Below are 23,781 nucleotides of genomic sequence, written 5' to 3'. Positions count from 1 at the left end.
TTATTTATAGTGCTTACTCTGTTGCCATTACAGTGACGTTTTCCTTATTTGTAGAGACGCCACCGAGTGCCTGACATGCTTGTTTATAGAGTTGATATTTTTGTTTTACAACCTCATCGAGTGGAATGTCAAAAAGATCTTCACCATTTTTATATTGTTCGATATAAGACGCCGCTTTTTCCTTGTTGACAGCCAATGATTGCTGATAAAAATTTGAGATAGATGAGTTTGCTAACTCACTAGATTCAATATTATTACATTGAAAACTCTGTAGGACTTTTTCTGCACGTTTTACCTCGTTTGATTTTCCAAACAGACAACCGGTTAAGCCCACAGTGACAATGAGCAAGTACAAAAGTTTCATGATCGATCAAGTGAAATTTTAAAGGGGCTATTATTGTATATATGATGAATTTTATAAATTAATTATTTATGTCTGACACGATAAAATTTTGATGCTCAGTCATTTGATCTAAGCAAAATTTCAATCGGTTCAAGATGTAAAGATAAAAAATAGATTTAATTGATTGATACAAAATAATTTTTAGCGTTATGCTAGATAAGCGCCGTTAGCAATATCTGGATTATGCAACTGAAGTACATTTTTTTATTTGCTCTATTGAGCAGCCTCACGACTTGGTCTTATGCAGATGGCTACAATTTTTTTGCAGAGGATCATGATGATACCGAAGAAATGTTTGATTCAGCTTATCCTCAGATGAAAACAGAATATTCCGTTTTGCATAACCAGTTTTTTCAAAATGAACGTTGGCGAGTCTATAACTATACTGCGTATCAAACCAATCATTTTAACCATAAGATGTTGACGGGTGATACCAGCAGTCTTTCTCTGGATGATTTCTCGATTTCAGTGGGCTATGGAATGATGTATCAACTGAATCAGACCAACCGGATCGGTTATGAATATTTGTCCAGTTTTCCTTTTGATCGTGGACAACTGATCCGGTTTTTCTGGTTACGGATTTTTTAACTGATTTTTTGATACAAACCCGCTCTGACGATCCCCGCTTTGGTTTCTTTGATTTTGTGCCATGTTGCGGGCAAGTTGAGTTGCGCTAGGTCGCGATCAGCTTCGACATAAATCAAGGCTTTATCACTAATCAACGGATTGCTAAGTTCAGCAAGCTCTTGCCATAAATCAAGGTCATAAGGTGGATCAAGAAATACGACATCAAAGTTATTTTTTAACTTGTTTAATGCCAACTGTGCTGTTGTGACCAGCAACTGGCAATTTTCTGCTTTTAACAGTTGAATATTATCTTTTAAAAAGCGTGCTTGGGCTGGATTGGGCTCAATCATAACGACTTTTGCTGCGCCGCGAGAGAGTGCCTCAAAGCCGAGTGCACCCGAACCGCTACACAGATCTAAAACCTGTGCATTTTGAATATCCCACATGAGCCAGTTGAATAATGTTTCACGGACACGGTCTGGTGTTGGGCGTAAACCTTCAATACTCGCAAAAGGAAGGCTACGACGTTTCCATTCACCACCAATAATACGCAATTGATTTTTCATTATTCAGTGATTCCATCCGCGGGTTGAGGCATATTATTCGCAGCAGGGCTAGAGGCCGCCGCAGATACAGACGTTACAGGGCTTGATGCAGCCTGTGTATTTTGTTCCGTCGTTGCAATACTGCCACTTGGTAGTTCGCCAGGTTTAATTCCTGCCGTCATTAATCCTCCACTGACTTGATGGCCTGCAGGGCGAAGTGGGTTCTTTTTACGTGTTACTAACCAGTAGTCAAATATTGGACGTGCCAGTTGGGCGGCTGAACCACCATGCTTACCATTTTCCCATACCACGGCAATCGCGATTTCTGGGTTATCAGCGGGAGCAAAGCCAACAAATAAACCATGGTCCCATTGTCGAGAAGACAGCGCAGCTTCGTTATAGCGTTTACCTTGGGCAATACTTTTAACCTGTGCGGTTCCTGTTTTACCTGCAATTGAATATTGTAATCCGCCTTTGATACCACGACCTGTACCCGATTGAATGACATCGACCATGGCTTCATGCATATTGATCCAGTCTTGTTCTGTTCCATTGAAGTTAATTTTGCCATCAGGTGCATTGTGGACGTTAAATTTTTTCGCACCTTTAGTTTCTCTGAGCACATGTGGTGTCACATGTGAACCTTTATTGGCAGTGATGGCGGTTGCCATTGCCAGTTGTAAAGGCGTGGAGGTAAAGGCGCCTTGCCCGATACTGACTGAGATGGTTTCACCTTTAAGCCATTTGGATTTGCGTGTTCGCATTTTCCACTCTGGACTTGGGTAGAGACCTGTACTTTCACTTGGCAAGTCGACACCTGTTTTTTCACCGAAACCAAATTGACGCATCCAGTCATTCATTTTTTCAATACCCATTCGATAAGACAGGACATAGAAATAAGTATCACAAGAAACGATCTGAGCTTTATGCATGTTCACTGAACCATGACCCGTCTTCTTATGGTCACGGAATCGATGGCTGTCACCTGGCAGTGAAAAATAACCTGGATCGGAAATTGCAGTACTCCAATCGACTAGACCATAATGAATCCCCCCTAAACCAAACATCGGTTTAATCGTTGAACCTGGTGGATAAGCACCTTGAACCGCACGGTTATAGAGGGGCTGGTCGAGGTTGTCACGGAGGCCGCTATAGTCTTTGGAGCTAATGCCTGTCACGAAGAGGTTCGGATTGAAACTTGGACTAGAGACGAGAGCCAGAATTTCACCTGTGCGTGGATCCATTGCTACAATTGCGCCACGACGATCTGCCAATTGTTTTGCTGCAATGGTTTGCAGACCATAATCAAGTGATAAATACAGATCATTACCACGTGCTGGATTTTGACGGCCTAAATTACGCAAGACATTGCCGTGTGCATCAGCTTCGACCGATTCATAGCCTGGCGTCCCATGCAACAAGTCTTCATAACTTTTTTCGACCCCGATTTTACCAATCAGGTTGGTGCCCGCATATAAGTCCTTATCAATCGATTTCAGTTCTTTATCATTGATACGACCCACATAACCAATCACATGTGCAAACAGTTCACCATGTGGATAGTAACGCGTCATTTGGGTTTCGATCTTGACTCCAGGAAAGGCATATTTGACTTCACTGAATTTGGCAATATCCGCTTCCGTTAAATTTAGCTTAATTGCAAGACGTTCTGTTTTGCGAGCGGTTTTGACACGGCTTTTAAAACGATCAACATCATCCTGAGTTAAACCTAAAACTGGAATTAAACGGTTAATGGTTTCATCAATATCTGCTACATCGGCACGGCTAAGTGTTGCTGTGAACACTGGGTAGTTATCGGCAAGTAATACGCCATTACGATCGTAGATATAACCACGTGCCGGTGCTAGAGGCTGTAAACGAATCCGGTTTTTATCTGAGGCGGTTGTAAAATCATCGTAATGAACAATCTGTAAATATGCATAACGACAGATGAGCAAAAGTAGAAAAATCGCCACCAGAAAGATTGCAAAAAAGATACGACCCTTATAAATGCGCTTTTCTTGTTGCATATTTTTTAAAGGAAAGTGCTGTTTCATAGGGTGTCGACTTAATTACAAAAATGGAGAGAGGAACAAGGCTACGCATTTTAACGTAAGTTGCATGATCATACTGTAGAATTTTCAACAAATCATGCAAATGATGCTGCGACAGTTTTTGACTTTGCAGACATGAAAATTGTATGGTCTTGTATATTAGAAGCAAAATAATTCTGTTAAAGTCACAAACTATTCGAAATAGGATTTTCCAATACACTCTTAGGGAAAATGGAGAAAATAATGAGAAAAATTTGCCTTTTATTATCGGTTTTAACACTTACAGGCTTAGCCCATGCTGACGAAAATCCGTTTAAGCCTGAGCCTAAATTAAAAGATGCAAACGTTTCAACATGGAATGTGGGTGCTGGTTTTACCAAAAAGTTATTACATGCCAACCTTGAATGGGTAAATCCTTATGGTATTGCTTATGCCAAAGCAGGCGCATTTTTAAATGATGACAATGAGCCTGGTGCGCAAGTTGGCTTCCGCTATCCATACTATTTAACGGGAACAGATAAAAATGGCTATTATCTGGGCGTCTATGCGGGACATCTCGACAGTAAGAACTACGGCGGTAAGCAAAAGGGCAATTTAGGTGTGGGTGCTGATATTGCTTATGTTTGGTTGAATAGTGAACGTATTAGTACATTCAGTGTGGGCGCAGGGGTACGAGAAAAAATAGAAGACGGCAATGGCAATACGGTGAAAAAATCCGAGCCGGTCCTTCAGTTTTCTTATACCTTAAGTTTTGGTTTATAAGAGGAAATTAACGTTCATCCTTTTATAGGCCATCATGTATCAATAATTCAGAGAGTCATGCATGTTTGATTACGTCAATGAATTGTGGCAGATTTTCCTAAATCGACCTGACCATCTGGCAGTCTTGAGTATCATCCCTGTGACCGCCTTTGTAACATGGGCGCACGTGTGGATGGCATTGAAAATGGTATTTTACCCAATCAACTTTTGGGGATTCCATTTAGGACCATTACCTGTAGGTTGGCAAGGGATTGTGCCACGGAAAGCTGGACGTATTTCAGGCATTATTACCGATAATACTTTATCTAAACTGGGTTCCTTGCGTGAATTTTTAGAAGCCATGGACCCAGAAGATATGGCAATGATTATTGGTGAACAAGTCGGTTTTGAACTTGAGCATCTGATTGATGAGGTGATGATTGATCGCAATGCGGTGCTCTGGGAAAACCTGCCTTATTCAATTAAACGCCGTATCTATGCACAAGCCCATAAACAATTACCAAATACCTTAAGAGAACTAGTGACTGAGCTGACCATGAACGTTGAGTCACTGGTGGATATGCGTGAAATGGTGGTCAGCCAAATGGAAGGTGACCGCCGTTTAATGGTGCGAATGTTTCTGAAAGTGGGTCAGAAAGAGATCAATTTTATTTGGCATATCAGCGCCTTAATCGGGATGTTCTTTGGTATTTTTCAAATGATCGTATGGTTTGTGGTGCCTTGGCACTGGACCGTACCGTTTTGGGCGGCGATCTGGGGCTTTTTAACCAACTGGATTGCCATCTGGATGGTGTTTAACCCAATTGAGCCGCACTATATTCGTTACCCACAGATTTTCCGCTTGACTAAAGATCGTAAATTTCCTTGGATTGTGCCTGTCTTGAAGATTGGTACTTATAATGTTCAAGGTGCCTTTATGAAGCGTCAGGAGGAGGTTTCAGATGTGTTTGCCAGTGTCGTGACTGAAGATTTAATTACTTTAAAGTCAATCATGACAGAAATGATGTACGGCAGTAAAAAAGACAAAACACGTCGTATTGTCAAGCGTCATATCAATGAAATCATGGAAACTCCATTGGTCAGAACCTCATTACAGCTATCATTAGGGCCAAGAGAGTATGCTAGACTCAAGACCGACTTGATTGATCGCTCAATTGAAATTACCATGGGACCAGTATGTGACCCAGCTCTGAATGCAAGTCGCGCGCAGAAGATCTTTCAAATGTTTAGAGACCGCATCCGTGAACTAACACCGAAAGAGTTCCAGAACCTATTGCGTCCTGCGTTCCAAGAAGATGAGTGGATCTTGATTGTACTGGGTGGAGTAACTGGTTTCTTTGCTGGTTTAATTCACTTATTTGTTGCTTTCTTATAATTAATTTGATGTTGGTTGAGTGATAAGTCTGTATGATATTGCTCAATTTAAGATTTATTGTTTTTAAATGAGGATGTTCTTTTATGCGCATTATTTTACTCGGACCACCTGGGGCAGGCAAAGGTACTCAAGCTCAGTTGATCTGTAAGCGCTACAATATCCCACAAATTTCAACCGGTGATATGCTCCGTGCTGCAATTCGTGAAGGTACTGAACTTGGCTTAAAAGCGAAAAGCGTCATGGAGTCAGGTGGTTTGGTCTCTGATGAGCTGATTATTGGCTTGGTTAAAGAACGTATTGCTCAGCCTGACTGTGAAAATGGTTGTATCTTTGACGGTTTTCCACGCACGATTCCACAAGCTGAAGCATTAGAAACAGCTGGAATTAGCATTGATCACGTGATTGAGATTGCTGTACCTGACGAAGAAATCGTGCAACGTCTTTCTGGTCGTCGTCAACACCCAGCATCGGGTCGTGTTTATCACATCGTTTACAACCCACCAAAAGTGGAAGGTAAAGATGATGAAACAGGTGAAGACCTTGTTCAACGTCCAGATGACCAAGAAGAAACGATTCGTAAGCGTCTTGGCTCTTACCACAGCGAAACTGAGCAATTGGTTGGCTTCTATCAAGGCCGTGCTGCTTCTGGTGAAAATGCGCCGACGTATGACAAGTTAGATGGTTTACGTCCAATTGAAAATGTTCAAGCTGATTTATTTGCAATCTTAGATAAATAATTTAAGCTATTGATTTTTAAAAGAGCTCTTAACGTAGGGCTCTTTTTATTTGGAGAAAACCCGTGCTCAAAGTTGTTCTGATCTTAGTGGTTATCCTGAGTTTTGTATTACTCTTATTTTTGTTATATCAAAGCCAAAAAATGCTGCGTCATGTACAACAGCAGCAAGCTTTAGAAAATAAGAAAAATGGCAAAACCCGCCAGTTGCATCCAAAACTGCAACAGCAAAAAAAACCTCAGGATTAACTGAGGTTTTTTATTGCAATGGTTTTATTGGCGCCAAACTCAAATCGATCAGGCCAATTGCAAACATCGGAAACGATACATTCGCCACATTTGGGTTTACGTGCAATACAACAATAACGTCCATGCAAGATCAGCCAGTGATGTGCATCAATGATAAATTCTTTCGGAATCACTTTAATCAAGCGATCTTCCACTTCTAAAACATTTTTTCCAACCGCGAGTCCGGTACGGTTGCCTACACGGAAAATATGGGTATCAACGGCCATGGTCGGTTGACCAAAGGCAGTATTAAGCACGACGTTTGCTGTTTTACGTCCCACGCCTGGTAGGGCTTCCAGCTCTTTGCGTGTTTCTGGGATTTGTCCTTGATATTGATCGACCAGGATCTGACAGGTTTTAATCACATTTTCGGCTTTGGAGTTATATAAGCCAATGGTCTTGATATATTGTTTTAGCCCATCGACCCCAAGATTCAATATAGCCTGAGCGGTATTGGCAACAGGATAGAGTTTATCCGTTGCTTTATTGACACTAACATCGGTTGCTTGGGCAGACAGCAACACAGCGATCAGTAACTCAAAAGGAGAGGAATAGTTCAGCTCAGTCTGTGGATGAGGTCGTTGTTCACGCAAACGTTCAAAAAAAGTCTGAATCTGCTTTTTGGTCATATTTTTTACGGGCATTTAGATGTCCTGCAATTCATTTAAACGTTGTTGTAAAGCAAGCAATTGTGCTTGCTTTGACTCATCGGCACGAACACTGAGCTGCTTTTCCAGTTTTTTAACTTGGGTGCGTAGTTTAGCCAGTTCAATGGTTGTTTTTGCATCCAACGTCGTGCTTTCTTTGGGTTTCTCCGTCAGGGTAATCACAGGAACATTGTTCAATGCTTGAGAGAACTGAGCAAAGAATTCAACATCAATTTCTGCACGAACAATTGGCCCTTTACGGCTGAGACGGCGTGCTTCTTCGCGTTGGATATGGGCGTAATAACGCTGTCTTAAATCATCCTGTTCAGCTGTACGTTGGTCTGTGGTTGGTAATGGCTTGGTATCTGCAACCAGATCAATACAATCCACAGGACAAGGTGGAATACATAATTCACAACCAGTACACAGGTCAGTCAAAATGCTGTGCATTAATTTGCCGCTACCAATAATCGCATCGACAGGACAGGCACTAATACATTTGGTACAGCCAATGCATTCATCTTCACGAATGACTGCCTTGATCCGTTGTGGTCGACCATCAGCTTGAATATCCCAAACACTCGGTTCAGCTGTTAGGGGAGCACGTTTTAATAACGCTGCGAGTGCATCTGCAACGGGCTGTCCACCAGGCACACATTTATTTGCTTCTTCACCTTCAGCAATTGATTTTGCATAAGGTAAACAGCCGTCACGATGTCCACATAAACCACATTGTGTCTGTGGTAAAAGCTGGTCAATTTGGACAATAAGTGCGTGTTGTGCAGAAGGTGACATGTATCAAGAATGAAGCAAAAAAATAGGGAGCTTAGTATAGCAAATAATGCTTTAGCACGGCGACGCAATCTCAAATATCAAAATGAAAAATAGAAAAAATGGAATGCTTAACAATGGTGCTAATAGTGAAAATTTTTGGTGCATTTTTATGTATAAATGGAGTTTCTTGAGCTGTGGTATGAAAATATTGGTATTTTTTAAACTGAATTTACTTATATTTATTATATAAATAACGAACATTTTTTGATTCAAGTTTATGATTTTGATTGATAAAAAAGTTGAATGTAAAAAAAATATTGTGATGAAATAGTAATCTGTATTTAATAGGGACAGAATCCTGTTTTGGTGCATTTTTCGCACCAAGATAATTCATTAACTCGGGGGTGAATGTTGAAATACAATAGCTTAAATGACTTTCTGGATTATGTTAAAGCAAGAGATCCTTATCAGCCTGAATTTTTACAGGCGGTTGAAGAGGTCATGACCAGCTTGTGGCCATTTATTGAGAAGAACCCTAAATATGCTCAGTATGGTTTGTTAGAGCGATTGGTTGAACCTGAGCGGGTGATTCAATTCCGCGTGTCATGGATGGATGATCAAGGCCAGACTCATGTCAATCGTGGTTTTCGTGTGCAATACAATTCAGCGATTGGGCCATATAAAGGCGGGATGCGTTTCCATCCTTCTGTTAATTTATCTATTTTAAAGTTTTTAGGTTTTGAGCAAACCTTTAAAAATTCACTAACAACTTTACCTATGGGCGGTGGCAAAGGAGGGGCAGATTTTGACCCTAAAGGCAAATCTGAAGCTGAGATTATGCGTTTTTGCCAAGCTTTGATGCTTGAGTTATATCGACATCTAGGTCCGAATACAGATATCCCGGCAGGAGATATTGGCGTCGGTGGTCGTGAAGTCGGCTATATGACAGGCATGATGAAGAAGCTCAGTAATGACACCTCATGCGTATTCACGGGCAAAGGGATTTCATTTGGGGGGTCATTGGCACGACCAGAAGCGACAGGCTATGGCACAGTATATTTTGCTGAAGAAATGTTGAAAATCCGTGGTGAGAGCTTTGCCAATAAAACAGTATCGATTTCAGGTTCAGGCAATGTTGCACAGTATGCTGCTGAAAAGGCGATGTTCTTAGGGGCTAAAGTCATTACGCTATCGGATTCAAATGGCACGGTTTATTTAAAAAATGGCTTTACTAAAGCGTTGCTGGAAGAAGTCATGGATCTGAAAAACATCCAACGTGGTCGTATTTCCGAGTTTGCTTCGAAACATGGTTTTGAATACTTTGAAGGAAAAACACCGTGGCATATTCCAGTTGATATCGCGCTCCCTTGTGCAACTCAGAATGAGTTGGATGCTGAGGATGCTATAACTTTATTGGCAAATGGTGTTATCTGTGTTGCAGAGGGTGCCAATATGCCATCAACGCTTGCTGCCGTTGAAAAATTTATTGCAGCAAAGATTTTGTATGCGCCAGGGAAAGCCTCGAATGCGGGTGGTGTTGCAACCTCGGGTCTGGAAATGTCGCAAAATGCGAATCGTTTGGGCTGGTCATTTGAACAGGTCGACGAACGCTTGCATGCGATTATGAAAGAGATTCACCGCAACTGTGTCAAATATGGGACTCAGCAAGATGGTACGATCAACTATGTCGATGGTGCGAATATTGCGGGTTTTGTAAAAGTTGCCGATGCCATTCTCGCGCAGGGAATTTATTAAAAATCTCTCTCAATCCTTCTTTATTAAAGAGGGATTGCCATAAAAAATCCGATGACAAAGCATCGGATTTTTTATATATACGATTAAATTATGGTTTTTTCACAATTTCTTGTTCAACAACCATATCGAGTACGTCTGCAATACTTGATTGGTCAGCAGCAGGGTTTTTAATGTCAAAACGTTTAACACGTACAATCACACGTTGTTGTGGATTGTGCTCAAAACCTTCGATTTGACCGTAATACAATGACCAATTTTTGTCTGCGTAAGTTTTTAAACCTTTGTCATCATATTTAATTTCACGAACTTGCATACAGGTTTGTGGTGCAACACCTGTGCATGATTTAGTTTCTGGTGAAATTTCGAGGAAAACTGTTTTACCTTCAGACTGGTATTTTGCTTCAGGTGTCATTTTACCTACAAAAGTATATTTTTGACCTTTGGCATCAGCAATCACTAAGGTTGGTTGCTCTGGATTCGCTGCATTGACTTCAAACGCGATTTGACGTTTTTGTAGAAGCTCACCTGCAAATTGTTCTTGCTTCATCAATGCTGGCTCACATGCCATTAATGTAGATGCGCCATCACCTGTAACGATCAAACCATTTTCAACTTTCCATGATGTGTTGAGACGGTTACAACCTGTGTTTACAGATAAACGATCATTGTCCAAGAAGCTTAATACGATCGGGCGTTTAGTATCAGCAGGTTGATATGACCATGTGTAGTTGGTTAATACATTGCTATTTGCCACTTTTGCACCTGTAAATACATGTTTTTGACCTTTGCTATCTGTTACAGTCAAAATAGCTTGACCATTCACTGTGCTGATTTCAAATGGTACCTTTTTCTCACTAAAGATGTCAGCAGATAAACGTTCTTGCTGCATTAAATCATCAGCACAAGCCATCATGGTAGATACAAGTGGAGAGGTTACAATTTTATTGCCTTCAATTTTCCAAGTACCACCTTGGTTATTACAACCTGTTTGGATTGCAAGTTGTTGATCAGCATTAAATGATAAAACCAAAGGTTTTGATGCTTTAGAACCTTGATAAGTCCAGTTATATTCAACTAAGTTTTTTGCAGCAGTTGTATTAATTTGAGAAATTACATTATCAGTCACATTTTGCACAGTTTGGCACGCCATTAACGAAAGCGGAATTAATGCAAGAACTAAATATTTGATTTTCATATTCAAAACAACGATAAGTAAATAACAGACATAAGCTTAAAGTATTCTTAAAAAGAGAACATGGTATCCGTTTAGGAGTTAAGTTCGTTAAATGTTTCTATTTGTAAAATTTTGGAAAATATAGAAGATTTATAGGCTTGCTGCTATTTGGTTCAAGCCTATTTTGTAATTTTGTGATGTAGTTGGTTATTTAGTCAAAACGATAAATGTCCATTCCCAATGAACCCATCGAGAAGCTACTATGCACAATATTGAAACGATGACCCGTACCCATTGCAAAGAATAGTGGTGCAAGATGCTCAAGGCTTGGGTGATTACGCTCAATATAAGGCAATGATGGCCAATTCAGTACAGCATCAAAATCTTGGTGACTAAGTTTACTGACGACAGTATTGCGAAACGTACTGGCCCATGTAGGTACATCGGCATCAGCATGCCATGATAACTCAGCTAGATTGTGCGTGATGCTGCCTGAACCAATCAACAGAATTTGTCGTGCTCGTAAAGGTGAAAGCACTTCTCCAATACGGTAGATATCATCAGCACTCATATAAAGAGGCAGTGAAATTTCAATCACGGGAATATCCGCATTTGGATACATGTGTAAAAGCGGCATCCAAACGCCGTGATCTCGTGGACGAGTACTATTTGCATGAGCTGGAATACCCGCTTCGGCAAATAAAGCTAATATTTCTTCTGCCAGTTTGGGTGCACCCGCTGCAGGATAGCGGATATTGTAGAGCTCAGGTGGGAAGCCGCGGAAGTCATGCCAGGTTTCTGGGCGTGTTGAGGTATTGACTTCTAAAGCTTGGCTTTCCCAATGTGCTGACATGACGATAATTGCTTGAGGCTTGGGTAAGTTGCTACTCAGGCGATACAGTGCAGGACCCACTTGTTCGGGATCAAGTGCCAGCATGGGCGAACCATGAGAAATAAATAATCCGGGTAAAGTCTGCAAGTCCATAAATAAACACCTGAAAGGGGATATATGATTATCCTGACAAATTCTGTACAGCAATGATATCCCTTAAAATTCAACATATTGTTCTAAAATCAGAACAGTTTAAGCCCGATGATAAGGGTGGTTATGATTGATACTCATGGCACGATAAAGCTGTTCAATGAGAAGAATTCGAACCATTGGATGTGGCATGGTGAGTTTTGACAGTGACCAATGCCAAGCTGCAGTTTTACGGACAGCTTCGGAATGACCATCAGGTCCACCAATCGCAAGCGCAATATCGTTGCCTTCGAGCATCCATTGCTTCATCGTGTCAGCTAGTTTTTCTGTACTCAGTTCGCGACCACCCACCTCTAAAGCGATCAAAGTCTCATTGGGCTTAAGTGCATTTAAAATGCTGTCACCCTCAATTTGGCAATATTTTAAAATATCGGCTGCAGAGTCATTTTTCCCACGCTTTGCCATTGGGAGCTCAATGACTTGCGTTTGCACAAAGGGTTGAATACGTTTGAAATAGTCTTCAAACCCAGTTAACACCCAAGCCGGCATTTTTTGACCAATGGTGAGAATGCGAATTTTCATAAGCGCGTTTGATTAAAGAAATGACAGCTATTATAACGCTGTTACTGGTTTATGGCGGAAGGGCGTGGTTTATCTAGTCATAAATAATACAAAAGACTCAAATAAATGACTCATAAAAAACGCAGCTCAAAATGCGTATGAGCTGCGATCAAAGTGTCATCCGTCTGGAGTTCGGATGACGCTAAAATGAGTTCAGAGTCAAATTTAGCCTTTATTTTTATCGACTCTATTTTATTATGCAAGATATTGGTTGTTTTTCAACCGCATTGTGTAACAAAAAAAGAGAGCCGAAGCTCTCTTTTATTTACAATCATTTACTTAGTGACGTGCAGCTTTCGCATCTTCTACCGGTTTCACAATAGGTGTCTTCGGTAAAGGTTTTGGCGTGTCTGTCAAAGCTAAAGGTAGGATTTCATCAATGCTTTTCACTGCTTTGATTTCTAGTCCTTCTTTCACATTGTCAGGAATCTCGGCTAAATCGCGGACGTTATCTTGTGGAATAAACACCAGTTTAATTCCACCTCGGTGAGCTGCAAGAAGTTTCTCTTTCAAGCCACCAATACGCATCGCACGACCACCAAGACTCGTTTCACCTGTCATCGCAATATCTGGACGAATTGGAATACCTGTAAATGCCGAAACAAGGGCAGTGGTCAGTGCCAAACCAGCAGATGGACCATCTTTTGGTGTTGCACCTTCAGGTAAGTGAACGTGGACATCTGTTTCTTCAAAACGTGATGCTTCAATTCCCAATTCATCGGCACGGGTACGTACCACAGTCATCGCAGCGGTAATCGATTCTTTCATGACATCACCGAGTGAACCGGTAGTAATGAATTTACCTTTACCTTTTACTGCTGCTACTTCGATAGTGAGTAACTCACCACCGACTGAAGTCCAAGCCAAGCCATTGACACGACCCACTTGTGCTTCATCTTCTGCAATACCGAAGTCAAACTTATGTGGACCTAGGTATTCAGGAAGATTGGCAGAAGTGACGTCAATCTGTAAGTTTTTAGACTTTTTGCTGACGGCCTCTTTCACGACTTTACGGGCAATTTTAGAGACTTCACGTTCTAAGCTACGGACACCGGCTTCACGTGTATAACGTTGTACGATATCGCGGATTGCTTCTTCATGAACAGTTAGCTCTTTTGTACGTAGGCCATTGTTCTTGATTGCTTTTGGAACAAGGTAACGTTCAGCAATATTCACTTTTTCATCTTCGGTATAACCCGGTAGACGAATCACTTCCATACGATCCAGTAAGGCTTCAGGAATATTCATACTGTTCGCTGTACAGATGAACATCACTTCTGAAAGGTCAAGATCAAGATCTAAGTAATGATCATTGAACTTACTGTTCTGTGATGGATCAAGGACTTCAAGCAATGCAGAAGCTGGATCACCACGGTAGTCTTGAGCCATCTTGTCGATTTCGTCGAGCAAGAATAATGGGTTCTTCACCCCAACCTTGGTCAATGACTGTACGATTTTACCTGGCATCGCACCTATATAAGTACGACGGTGACCACGAATTTCAGCTTCGTCACGAACACCACCGAGTGCCATCCGAACAAACTCACGACCAGTTGCTTTGGCAACGGATTCACCCAGAGAAGTCTTACCAACCCCTGGAGGGCCGACCAAGCATAAGATCGGGCCTTTGAGTTTCTTAACGCGAGACTGAACCGCCAAGTATTCAACAATACGATCTTTAACGTCATCTAAGCCGTAGTGATCTGTATCCAGAATTTCCTGGGCTTTCGCAAGGTTAATACTGACTTTGCTGGCTTTGTTCCAAGGTGTATCTAAAATCACTTCTAGATAGTTACGTACCACCGCCGCTTCACTAGACGCAGGTTGCATCGCTTTCAGTTTACGAAACTCAGCTTCAGCTTTTTTGCGGACGTGTTCAGGTAAATCAGCTTCAGCAAGACGTTTTTCAATTTCGGCAACGTCATCTTCAGCACCGCCATTCATATCGGAAAGCTCACGTTGAATGACTTTCATCTTTTCATTTAGAAAGTATTCGCGTTGGTTCTTTTCCATTTGGCGTTTTACACTGTCATGCAGCGTTTGCTCAATTTGCTGTTCAGCAGATTGATTCATCAAATAGCTCATTAACTCTTGTAAGTGATCTTCAAACTCGTCGTGCTCTAAAAATTTTTGTTTCACTTCAATATTTAAAGGTACACGAGTTGCAACGAAGAACATCAATTGCAATAAGTCTTCGATTTTGTTTGCTGCTGCAACGAGTTCACGTGCATTACGTAGTTTCGCTTCTGCATATTGAGCGAATAGGGTACGTAATTCATTTAAGCGAGTCTCTTGGGTCTCTTCGTCCAAAGGTAATGTCATTGGGCTTAAATGATGTTCAGCTGTTAAGTATTCTTCTCCGTCAATAATGCGTTCTAACTTAGAACGATGTAGACCTTCAATAAGTACTTTAATGCAGTTTTCATCATTTTCATGATTGACTACTTGTACGATCTTAGCCACGGTTCCATATTGATAGAGATTATCGTGATCAATTTCTTCTGTGAGCGAATCTTTTTGCGCAACTACAAATACTAAATTGTCACTGTTACGAGCCACATCCACTGCATTGATCGATTTTTCACGACCCACGAATAGCGCGATTTGCATGTGTGGATACACCACAACATCACGTAACGCTAATAGTGGTAATACACTTGGAACCTGTGGCTCTAAGCTAGTTTCATTGTTTAAGATATATTCAGACATGGGCACTCCTAATGAGTGACAACGGTGTTGCCATGTTTTTTATAGTGATGTGCATTTGAAAAAATACAAGGGGGTGGGATTAGAAAATATAAAAAAAAGACTAAATTACTCAAGATTCATTGCGGAAATAAGAAAAAAAGCATGCTAAGGCATGAAATAATAAAACTTTTTAGGGCAAAGTAAGGCATTTAATGGTTGGTCCCATTTCTGCCTTAATAGCGGGGTGTCAACATATTGAAATGTGTGAGCAAGACCAAGACGATAAGGACGATGTTTGGCTGATGCCAAGGTTCGATCATAATAGCCGCCGCCCATGCCAATACGTGTTCCAAACTGATCACAAGCCAATAAAGGCATAATGAGTAAGTCTAAATATGAAACATGTTTGCCACGACTTGCCATCGGCTCTTTCATTCCTAGGGGGTGATGGGAAAATCTCCTATTTAAATATTGTCTCGAGCTCACTTTTACCCAAACTAAATGCTGATTCATATTACAAATCATGGGCAAGTAAACGTGTTTATTTTGCCTAAAACAAAGCTTTAACAGTTGATCGGTATGTACTTCACCAAAGGCATGTAAATAAAGTCCAATTTTTGATGCGGATTTAAATCGAGTAAATTGTCTAAGTTGAACCAAAACACGTTGTTCAGCTTTCTTTTGTTCGTAATGAGAGAGTTGTCTTCTTTTTGAACGGAGTTGTTTTCTTAATGTGTTTAATGTCTGACTCATAAGGTTTAAAAAAACTGTTTTGAGGTAAAGGCAATCATACCTGATTTACTGTCTGAATTCTAAAATCAAAGCTTTTTATACTTTTAAGTAAAATTAATAACTTATATATCAATCTGTATTTATTCTAACAAATATGGTTTTAATTATTTATTCCAATAATTAATGGGTGTTTGAGGTATTGAATATTATTTATTAATACATTAAAGAGTAATTACTCTATTTTTCATGTTCTTTATAAAATAAAACACAATAAAAACAAAATGAAACAAATAATTATTTTTATTATTTTAATCAAATATTTAATCAATTGTTTGTTTTGTTAATATGAGAAATATATCTCACTTTATAGATAAAAATGTTTATTCATACTTTACCAGTTTCATTGGTTTTATTAGCATCCGCGACTCTTTTTTTAGCACCGAACTAAAAATGCTCATTGGCATTTTTAGACCATCAATAACTGTAGTAATTATCTGAGAATTTTTATGAATAAAGTATATAAAGTGGTTTGGAATGCATCGATTGGCGCATGGGTTGCAACATCAGAACTCGCAAAAAGCAAAACAAAAACCAAATCAAAAGTTCTCGTAATAAGGTCATTAGCAATGTTGCTGATGGTTCAATTGTGAATGGTTCAAAAGATGCGGTGAATGGTGGTCAGATCAAGAATATTTCTGACAGCATCAAGAACAGCATTGGTGGAAACACAACAGTTAATCCAGATGGCAGCATCAGCACCAACAACATTGGTGGTACAGGTGAAAACAACATCAATGATGCAATCAGCAATGTGAAAGACGCTGCAACTAAAGCGAAAACTACAGTGACTGAAGGCGACAACATTGTTGTTAAAGAGACGACCAATAAAGATGGTAGTACTAACTACGAAGTTTCAACCAAGAAAGACCTTAATTTAGACAGCATCACGACTGCTGATACGGTATTAAACGACAAAGGTTTAACCATTAAAGATGGTCCAAGCATCACTAAAGATGGCATCAATGCAGGTAATAAAGTCATTACCAATGTTGCAGATGGTTCAATCGCGAATGGTTCTAAAGATGCAGTGAATGGCGGTCAGATCAAGAATATTTCTGACAGCATCAAGAACAGCATTGGTGGAAACACAACGGTTAATCCAGATGGCAGCATCAGCACCAACAACATTGGTGGCACAGGTAAAGACAATATCAATGATGCAATCAAGTCAGTTGATGACAAAGTCACTACAGGTGTTAATGATCTGACTAACAAAGGCTTGAACTTTGCAGGTAATGCTGGTGTAGATGTTCATCGTAAATTGGGTGAGAAGTTAAACATTGTTGGTGGCGCTGATGCTGCAACAGCAGAAGACAAAACCAGCGGTGAAAACGTGATTACCCGTACCACAGCAGATGGTATCAAAGTTGAATTGTTGAAAGATGCGAAGTTCGACAGCATCACCACTGGCGACACGGTAGTAAACGACAAGGGTGTGACCATTAAAGATGGTCCGAGCATCACTAAAGATGGCATCAATGCAGGCGATAAAGTCATTAGCAATGTTGCTGATGGTTCAATTGCCAAAGGTTCAAAAGATGCAGTGAATGGTGGTCAGATTCAGAATATTTCTGACAGCATCAAGAACAGCATTGGTGGTAACACAACGGTTAATCCAGATGGCAGTATAGTAACCAACAATATTGGTGGTACAGGTAAAAACAACATCAATGATGCAATCAGCAATGTGAAAGACGCTGCAACTAAAGCGAAAACCACAGTGACTGAAGGCGACAACATCGTTGTTAAAGAGACGACCAATAAAGATGGTAGTACCAACTACGAAGTTTCAACCAAGAAAGACCTTAATTTAGACAGCATCACGACTGGTGATACTGTATTAAACGACAAGGGTTTAACCATTAAAGATGGTCCAAGTATTACCAAAGATGGCATCAATGCAGGTAATAAAGTCATTACCAATGTTGCAGATGGTTCAATCGCGAATGGTTCTAAAGATGCGGTGAATGGCGGTCAGATTCAGAATATTTCTGACAGCATCAAGAACAGCATTGGTGGTGATACGACTGTTAATAAAGACGGTAGCATCACGACCAATAACATTGGTGGAACTGGTAAAGACAACATCAATGATGCAATCAAGTCGGTAGATGACAAAGTTACTACAGGTGTTAATGATCTGACCAATAAAGGTCTGAACTTTGCAGGTAATGCAGGTGCAGATGTTCATCGTAAGTTGGGTGAGAAGTTAAACATTGTTGGTGGCGCTGATGCTGCAACAGCAGAAGACAAGACCAGCGGTGAAAACGTGATTACCCGTACCACAGCAGATGGTATCAAAGTTGAATTGTTGAAAGATGCGAAGTTCGACAGTATCACCACTGGCGACACCGTTATTAATAACAATGGTTTAACGATTAAGGGTGGTCCAAGTATCACAATTAACGGTATTGATGCAGGTGGTAAGAAAATTATCAATGTCGCTGATGGTGTTGATGCAAAAGATGCGGTCAATAAAGGTCAGCTTGATAAGCAAATCAATGATGTTAAAGATCAAATTGGCAAAGAAATCGGTGACTTGTCAGACAACGCTGTGAAGTATGACAAAGACAAAGATGGCAATGTTGATAAAAACTCTGTGACTTTAGGTGGTGGTGATAAAGGCACAAACCTGAAAAATGTTGCTGATGGTAAGGTTGAAGAAGGCTCTAAAGATGCTGTAAATGGTGGTCAGTTATGGGATGTTCAGAAGCAAGTTGATAAAAACTCAAATGATATTCAGAACATCAATAACAACATCAATAACATCAACAATGGTAAGTCTGGCCTAGTTCAGCAACAGACGCCAAATGGTGAAATTACCGTTGGTAAAGATACAGGCGGTACAAGTATCAATATGGCCGGTAAAGATGGTGATCGTGTGGTGCAAGGTGTTAAGGACGGTGAAATCAAAGCGGGTTCTAACCAAGCCGTGAATGGTGGCCAGATCCATAACATCTCGAACAGTATAAAGAACAGCATTGGTGGAGAGACTGTTGTTAATCAAGATGGCAGTATTACGACCAACAATATCGGTGGTACAGGTAAGAACAATATCAATGATGCGATTGGAACTTTGAATCAATCAAATCAAGAGTTGGGTAACAAGATCAACAACCTTGGTGATCAGTTACAACAAGTGTTCTACGACACCAACAAACGTATCGACAATTTGGAAGACAAAATGTCTGCGGGTATTGCTGCGACAGCTGCACTTGAGCAAGCACCTTATGTGCCAGGTAAGTTAACTATGGCAGTCGGCGCGGCTTACTATAACGATCAAAATGCAGTGGGTGTGACGTTCCGTCGTACTGCAGATAATGGTCGCTGGTCATTGACAACGGGTGCTGCTTTAGGCAGCCAAGGTAGCCCATTGGTACGTATTGGTGTAAGTACAATTATTGACTAATTGCCCTCAATAAGGAGAGTCCTAGACTCTCCTTATCCAACAGATATTGTGAGTAAAGAAATGAACAAGAATATTCAAATTTTGATGATGGCAACTTTTGTCGGTTTAACAACAACCACTGCTTTTGCACAAGAAGAAGTTGTGGCTCAGCAAGAAGAAATTAAATTTCCAGCGGTTGAGAAAAGTTATTTAAAACAAGTACAGCGTTATGAATATGATAATGTTGCACGTTTAGACACAGGTCTGACCAAAGATCAAATTCGTCACATTTTGGGCCATCCTCAATTTAGCGAAGGCGTATTCTTTGTAAAAACTTGGAACTATGTTTTAGATATTCGTCAGCCAAATAGCCAAGACTATTTACGTTGCCAATTACGTGTCGATTTCGATAAGAAGTATCTTTCGGAAAGATTGTCTTGGAAAGGTGAAGCATGTGAGGGCTTAATGGCTTGGGGTGCGAATAACCAAGTTCCAAATGATGCAAATGTAAATGGTACACGTTCTGGAAGTGTATTCTTTGCTTTTGACCGTTTTAATACTGCTGCGATCGAACAAGGTTCTAGTTCTGTAACTTCAATTGCACAGCGTATCAAACAAAGTAATTCAACTGGACCAATTTTAGTTGCAGGTTTTGCTGACCCATTAGGTAAGTTTGCTTATAATCAGCAACTTTCATCACAACGTGCCAATACAGTGGCAAAATTATTGGTGAATGAAGGTATTGATGCAAATCGTATTCAAATTCAAGCCAATAGCCAAACTGATATATATCAGCAATGTACAGGTAATAAGGCAAATGCACAATTGGTTGGCTGTTTAGCTCCGAATAGACGCGTTAATGTGACTTGGTAAAATTTTTCAAATCAGAAAAGCCAGCATTTATGCTGGCTTTTTTTATTTTTGACATTTAGATACAAATATTAATGCGAAATTTGAACATAAATTTAGGAGGAGAATGTCAATTTACATCATGTATCGACTTTTTTTGTATATAAATTTGCATAATGTGAAGATTATGCGATTTACTTTTTACTTGTAGTTAAAAATTAACTATTGATTTGTAATATTTAATTTTATAAATTAAAATTTTAATTTAAATTGGTGAATTGATAGATGTACAACATGTACTAATGTGATTTACATCTCATTTTAAAAAAGTTATTTTAATAGTAATAAATTACATTTCTTTACTTAGTAGACAGACTTGTACACATAAGTGAACACGTTGTAACTTTTATCTGCGTTTGGAAAAATATTATGAATAAGGTTTATAAGGTTGTATGGAACGCCTCATTGGGTGCTTGGGTAGCGGTTTCGGAACTTGCTAAGGGAAAAGTAAAAGGTAGTAACGGGAAGGTTGGGGGAATTTCGACTGTAGAAGAGTCTAATGAGAAGAGTCATTCCGAAACAATAAATTTAAAGACTTTATCATTAGCAGTAATTACTATTGTTGCCCCTAATTGGGTTTATGCAGGTACTGAGGTTAGTGGAACCCCGACTAAAAGTGGGTCTAATATTACCAATATTAATACTTGTACAGCATCTGCGACTACTACAAATGGAGTAGCAATAGGATGTTCTAGTATTGCTGGAGCAAAGGACTCTGTAATTGCGGATAGATCCAATCCATATAATACTAGTACTAGTAACAGCAGAGTAACTTTTGATACTACATCTGGTGGTAATACTGCGATTGGTACAGGTGCTTCTGCTGGAAATGCAAATCAGGGATTAGCTACTGCTATAGGGACATACGCAACTGCAAATAATGTTGCTGCAGTAGCAATAGGTGCCGCGGCTTTATCGACAGGAAATACATCTTTATCAATTGGTCGTCAATCTGCTGCAACTGCAGATTATGCTCAAGCTATAGGTAATGTAGCTGCAGCAACAGGAACTGGTGCTCTTGCTATTGGCCATTCAGCAACAGCTACAGGTTATCGTGGTATTGCGATTGGTTCACCTGATATTGATAATGCTTCTGTAGTTGCTGGCCAAGCTGGGGCAGCATATCAAACTGTTGGGCAAACGAAAGCATCTGGGCGGGACGCAATTGCTTTTGGTGGTGGTTCTCAATCGTTAAAAGATGAAGGGATGACTATAGGGGCCTTCTCTGGTGCAACAGAACAAGGTGCAGCAGTGGTTGGTGTCCGTGGTGCCGCATTGGGACAACAAAGTTTATCTATTGGTAATGGTGCAACGAATGTTACAAGCGGTACAAATGCACCTATTCAATTAGCAACGTCTTTAGGGCAAGGTACAATAACTAATAAAACGGTCGGTTCTCGAGTTTTTAATGGTTCTAATACAGTAAAAGATACCCTAGGAGGGACTGCCGGTACGCTAACTGGAACAGTGGATGGTGTTGCAATAACAATTAATCAGGCTGCTGGAACTGGTAATGCAACGACAGGTACAGTTGGTGCGATTACTGGTGGATCATACAACGGACAAACTTTAACCGCTGAACAAGCGAATGCATTATATCAATCTTTAGGACACGGCGGGTCAGTCACATTAGGACAGCGTGCGATTGCTATTGGTACTGCAACAGCTGCACTAGCAAATAATGCCTTGGCTATAGGTAGTACATCGTTAGCAAGTGGAGAAGGTTCTGTTGCAATTGGTAGTGGTTCTATTGCAACAAAAACGGATGCTGTATCTATTGGGCGAGGAGCTGGTAGTAGTGTTACGTCAGGTGTTGCTATTGGAGCAGAGGCAAAAGTCACAGGTGATAATAGTATTGCATTAGGGCAAAAATCAGTTGCTTCCGCACAAACAGGCTCTTCATTTTTAACAAATGTAGGGGCAACAACACAAGGAACAATTTCAGTTGGTGATGGCACTAACAATGTTAAACGTCGTCTAACTAATTTGGCAGATGGTGCCGTAGACTCTGATGGCGTAACAGTTGCGCAATTAAAACAATTCAAAGTAATAACAGATAAGCAAGGTGCTGATACTGCTGCTGCTTTAGGTGGTGGTTCAACTTATAATTCAACGACGGGGGCAGTTACAACCCCAACTTATAATGTAGGTGGTACTACAAAAACGAATGTTGGTGATGCTATTACGAATATTGATAATCGTACAACTAGCTTAGAAAATCAGACATGGAAGTTAAACACCAATTCGGATACTGCTGCAGTCGTAGGTAAAGACGCAGAAGTTAAATTTATTGATGGCAAAAATATTAAGCTTTCTCGGACAGGAACTAGCATTACTGTTGCAACAGCAGACTCTGTAAAATTTGATAGTGTTAATGCTGGTGGTACAGTTATTAACAACAATGGTTTGAGTTTTGTACAGGCAGATGGAACAACACCTGTTACCAATAGTCCAAGTATCAGTAAGACAGGCATCAATGCGGGTAACAATAAGATCAGTAATGTTGCGAATGGCGCGATAACATCTGGTTCTAAAGATGCGGTGAATGGTGGTCAGTTACAAGGCGTAGCGGATAGTGTTAAGACCGCAATTGGCGGCAACACGACCATTGATGCAACGACGGGTGCAATCACCACAAGTAACATTGGTGGCACAAGCTCGAACACCATTGATGGTGCGATCACGAGTGTAAAAAGCACAGCAGACGCAGCTAAAACAACAGCAGATAAAGGCATCAACTTTGGTGGCACAACAGGCAAGAACAACTATGCGTTGGGCAGTGATATTAATGTTAAAGGCGACGGTAACATCACCAGCACAACAGTTGCAGGCGGTGTTCAACTTGGCCTAGCGAACAACATTACCATCGGTAGTGGTGCCGGAACGAACCCTGTAACGATTAATGGTACAACAGGTACAGTTAGCGGATTAACGAATAAGGCTTGGAGTGGTACAGCCACATCTGGTCAAGCAGCAACAGAAGACCAATTAAAAATCGTAAGTGATGTTGCAAGTAATGCAAATAAAGGTTGGAAAGTTAACACTGGCGCTATAACTGGTGGAACCGTATCAGGTAATGCTTCAACGCAGGTTTCCCCAGACCAAGAAGTGAAGTTTATTGCAGGTAAGAATGTTGCAATTACGCAAAATGGTAAGGATATCACCGTTGCAACCAGCGATAACCCTAACTTTACTTCTGTTACCACTGGGAATAGTAAATTAGATAACAGTGGTTTAGTTATTAAAGATGCGGCTGGTGGCATTAATATAAGTAAAGATGGTGTCAAGTTTGTTGATGGCACAGGTACAGCGATTGCGAATAGT

At 40.4% G+C, this 23,781-nt stretch carries 18 protein-coding genes and 2 pseudogenes; 10 read left to right on the top strand and 10 right to left on the bottom strand.

From position 1 onward, the window contains the following. Positions 1–13: 13 nt before the first annotated feature. On the bottom strand, positions 14–364 hold the full coding sequence (locus Aba26S_RS17205; RefSeq protein ID WP_005243328.1) for a hypothetical protein: 351 nt from the start codon (positions 362–364) through the stop codon (positions 14–16). Positions 365–586: 222 nt separating this feature from the next. Here Aba26S_RS17205 and Aba26S_RS17200 point away from each other — a divergent pair, with 222 nt between their 5' ends. After that, positions 587–991, top strand: a complete 405-nt coding sequence (locus tag Aba26S_RS17200) for a hypothetical protein (RefSeq protein ID WP_005243322.1) — start codon at positions 587–589, stop codon at positions 989–991. Here Aba26S_RS17200 and rsmD read toward each other — a convergent pair. Both rsmD and mrdA read right to left on the bottom strand, forming a co-directional pair. Beyond that, on the bottom strand, positions 988–1,536 hold the full coding sequence (rsmD, locus tag Aba26S_RS17195; protein ID WP_005243320.1) for a 16S rRNA (guanine(966)-N(2))-methyltransferase RsmD: 549 nt from the start codon (positions 1,534–1,536) through the stop codon (positions 988–990). The two genes, Aba26S_RS17200 and rsmD, sit on opposite strands and share 4 nt — an antisense overlap. Next, complete coding sequence (gene mrdA, locus Aba26S_RS17190) at positions 1,536–3,572, bottom strand: penicillin-binding protein 2 (RefSeq protein ID WP_005243319.1); 2,037 nt, start codon at positions 3,570–3,572, stop codon at positions 1,536–1,538. Before mrdA ends, rsmD begins: the two co-directional genes overlap by 1 nt. 240 nt (positions 3,573–3,812) lie before the next feature. Here mrdA and Aba26S_RS17185 point away from each other — a divergent pair, with 240 nt between their 5' ends. The 4 genes from Aba26S_RS17185 to Aba26S_RS17170 all read left to right on the top strand — a co-directional run bounded on the left by Aba26S_RS17185 (position 3,813) and on the right by Aba26S_RS17170 (position 6,688). Then, positions 3,813–4,331: a hypothetical protein gene (locus Aba26S_RS17185; protein WP_005243317.1), complete on the top strand. Its 519-nt coding sequence runs from the start codon at positions 3,813–3,815 to the stop codon at positions 4,329–4,331. A gap of 61 nt (positions 4,332–4,392) precedes the next feature. Beyond that, a complete protein-coding gene (locus tag Aba26S_RS17180; protein WP_004652140.1) occupies positions 4,393–5,706 on the top strand; it encodes a membrane protein in 1,314 nt (437 codons plus the stop codon). An 83-nt stretch (positions 5,707–5,789) separates the two neighbouring features. Further along, positions 5,790–6,443 carry an adenylate kinase gene (adk, locus tag Aba26S_RS17175; RefSeq protein ID WP_004652141.1) on the top strand — a complete coding sequence of 218 codons (654 nt, stop codon included), beginning with the start codon at positions 5,790–5,792 and terminating at the stop codon, positions 6,441–6,443. A 62-nt stretch (positions 6,444–6,505) separates the two neighbouring features. Continuing rightward, the gene (locus tag Aba26S_RS17170; protein ID WP_005243315.1) at positions 6,506–6,688 is read left to right on the top strand and encodes a hypothetical protein; all 183 of its coding nucleotides are present in this window, start codon (positions 6,506–6,508) and stop codon (positions 6,686–6,688) included. Here Aba26S_RS17170 and nth read toward each other — a convergent pair. Then, complete coding sequence (gene nth / locus Aba26S_RS17165; protein WP_005243314.1) at positions 6,685–7,371, bottom strand: endonuclease III; 687 nt, start codon at positions 7,369–7,371, stop codon at positions 6,685–6,687. The two genes, Aba26S_RS17170 and nth, sit on opposite strands and share 4 nt — an antisense overlap. Next, complete coding sequence (locus Aba26S_RS17160) at positions 7,372–8,169, bottom strand: RnfABCDGE type electron transport complex subunit B (RefSeq protein WP_005243313.1); 798 nt, start codon at positions 8,167–8,169, stop codon at positions 7,372–7,374. 387 nt (positions 8,170–8,556) lie between these two features. On the opposite strand from Aba26S_RS17160, the gene gdhA reads away from it, so the two are divergent. Further along, entirely contained in the window at positions 8,557–9,903 is a 1,347-nt protein-coding gene (gdhA, locus tag Aba26S_RS17155; RefSeq protein WP_005243312.1) for an NADP-specific glutamate dehydrogenase, read from the top strand. An 88-nt stretch (positions 9,904–9,991) separates the two neighbouring features. On the opposite strand, the gene Aba26S_RS17150 is transcribed toward gdhA, so the two are convergent. The 5 genes from Aba26S_RS17150 to Aba26S_RS17130 all read right to left on the bottom strand — a co-directional run bounded on the left by Aba26S_RS17150 (position 9,992) and on the right by Aba26S_RS17130 (position 16,121). Then, complete coding sequence (locus Aba26S_RS17150; RefSeq protein ID WP_005243311.1) at positions 9,992–11,098, bottom strand: META and DUF4377 domain-containing protein; 1,107 nt, start codon at positions 11,096–11,098, stop codon at positions 9,992–9,994. Positions 11,099–11,288: 190 nt separating this feature from the next. Continuing rightward, a complete protein-coding gene (locus Aba26S_RS17145; protein WP_005243310.1) occupies positions 11,289–12,062 on the bottom strand; it encodes a class III extradiol ring-cleavage dioxygenase in 774 nt (257 codons plus the stop codon). Between the two features lie 99 nt (positions 12,063–12,161). Next, positions 12,162–12,641: a 23S rRNA (pseudouridine(1915)-N(3))-methyltransferase RlmH gene (gene rlmH, locus Aba26S_RS17140; RefSeq protein ID WP_005243309.1), complete on the bottom strand. Its 480-nt coding sequence runs from the start codon at positions 12,639–12,641 to the stop codon at positions 12,162–12,164. 318 nt (positions 12,642–12,959) lie between these two features. Continuing rightward, positions 12,960–15,389: an endopeptidase La gene (gene lon / locus Aba26S_RS17135; protein ID WP_005243308.1), complete on the bottom strand. Its 2,430-nt coding sequence runs from the start codon at positions 15,387–15,389 to the stop codon at positions 12,960–12,962. A gap of 144 nt (positions 15,390–15,533) precedes the next feature. Continuing rightward, positions 15,534–16,121: a 5-formyltetrahydrofolate cyclo-ligase gene (locus Aba26S_RS17130; protein ID WP_005243307.1), complete on the bottom strand. Its 588-nt coding sequence runs from the start codon at positions 16,119–16,121 to the stop codon at positions 15,534–15,536. 485 nt (positions 16,122–16,606) lie between these two features. Here Aba26S_RS17130 and Aba26S_RS21685 point away from each other — a divergent pair. The 4 genes and pseudogenes from Aba26S_RS21685 to Aba26S_RS17110 form a co-directional block, all read left to right on the top strand. Then, positions 16,607–16,678: pseudogene (locus tag Aba26S_RS21685) on the top strand (ESPR-type extended signal peptide-containing protein); the annotation flags it as partial. Further along, positions 16,675–19,569 (top strand): annotated as a pseudogene (locus Aba26S_RS17120) (YadA-like family protein); the annotation flags it as partial. The pseudogenes Aba26S_RS21685 and Aba26S_RS17120, both read left to right, overlap by 4 nt. 60 nt (positions 19,570–19,629) lie before the next feature. Beyond that, positions 19,630–20,421 (top strand): OmpA family protein, encoded by a 792-nt coding sequence (locus Aba26S_RS17115; RefSeq protein WP_005269997.1) that lies wholly within the window; start codon positions 19,630–19,632, stop codon positions 20,419–20,421. Positions 20,422–20,826: 405 nt separating this feature from the next. Further along, a partial coding sequence (locus tag Aba26S_RS17110; protein ID WP_288143883.1) for an ESPR-type extended signal peptide-containing protein occupies positions 20,827–23,781 on the top strand: 2,955 nt, incomplete at its 3' end.

Origin of the sequence: Acinetobacter sp. NBRC 110496, assembly GCF_000876115.1 — a bacterium.
Lineage (GTDB): Bacteria > Pseudomonadota > Gammaproteobacteria > Pseudomonadales > Moraxellaceae > Acinetobacter.
Note: the sequence above shows the minus strand (reverse complement) of the source record. Positions and strands in the feature narration are given on the sequence as shown.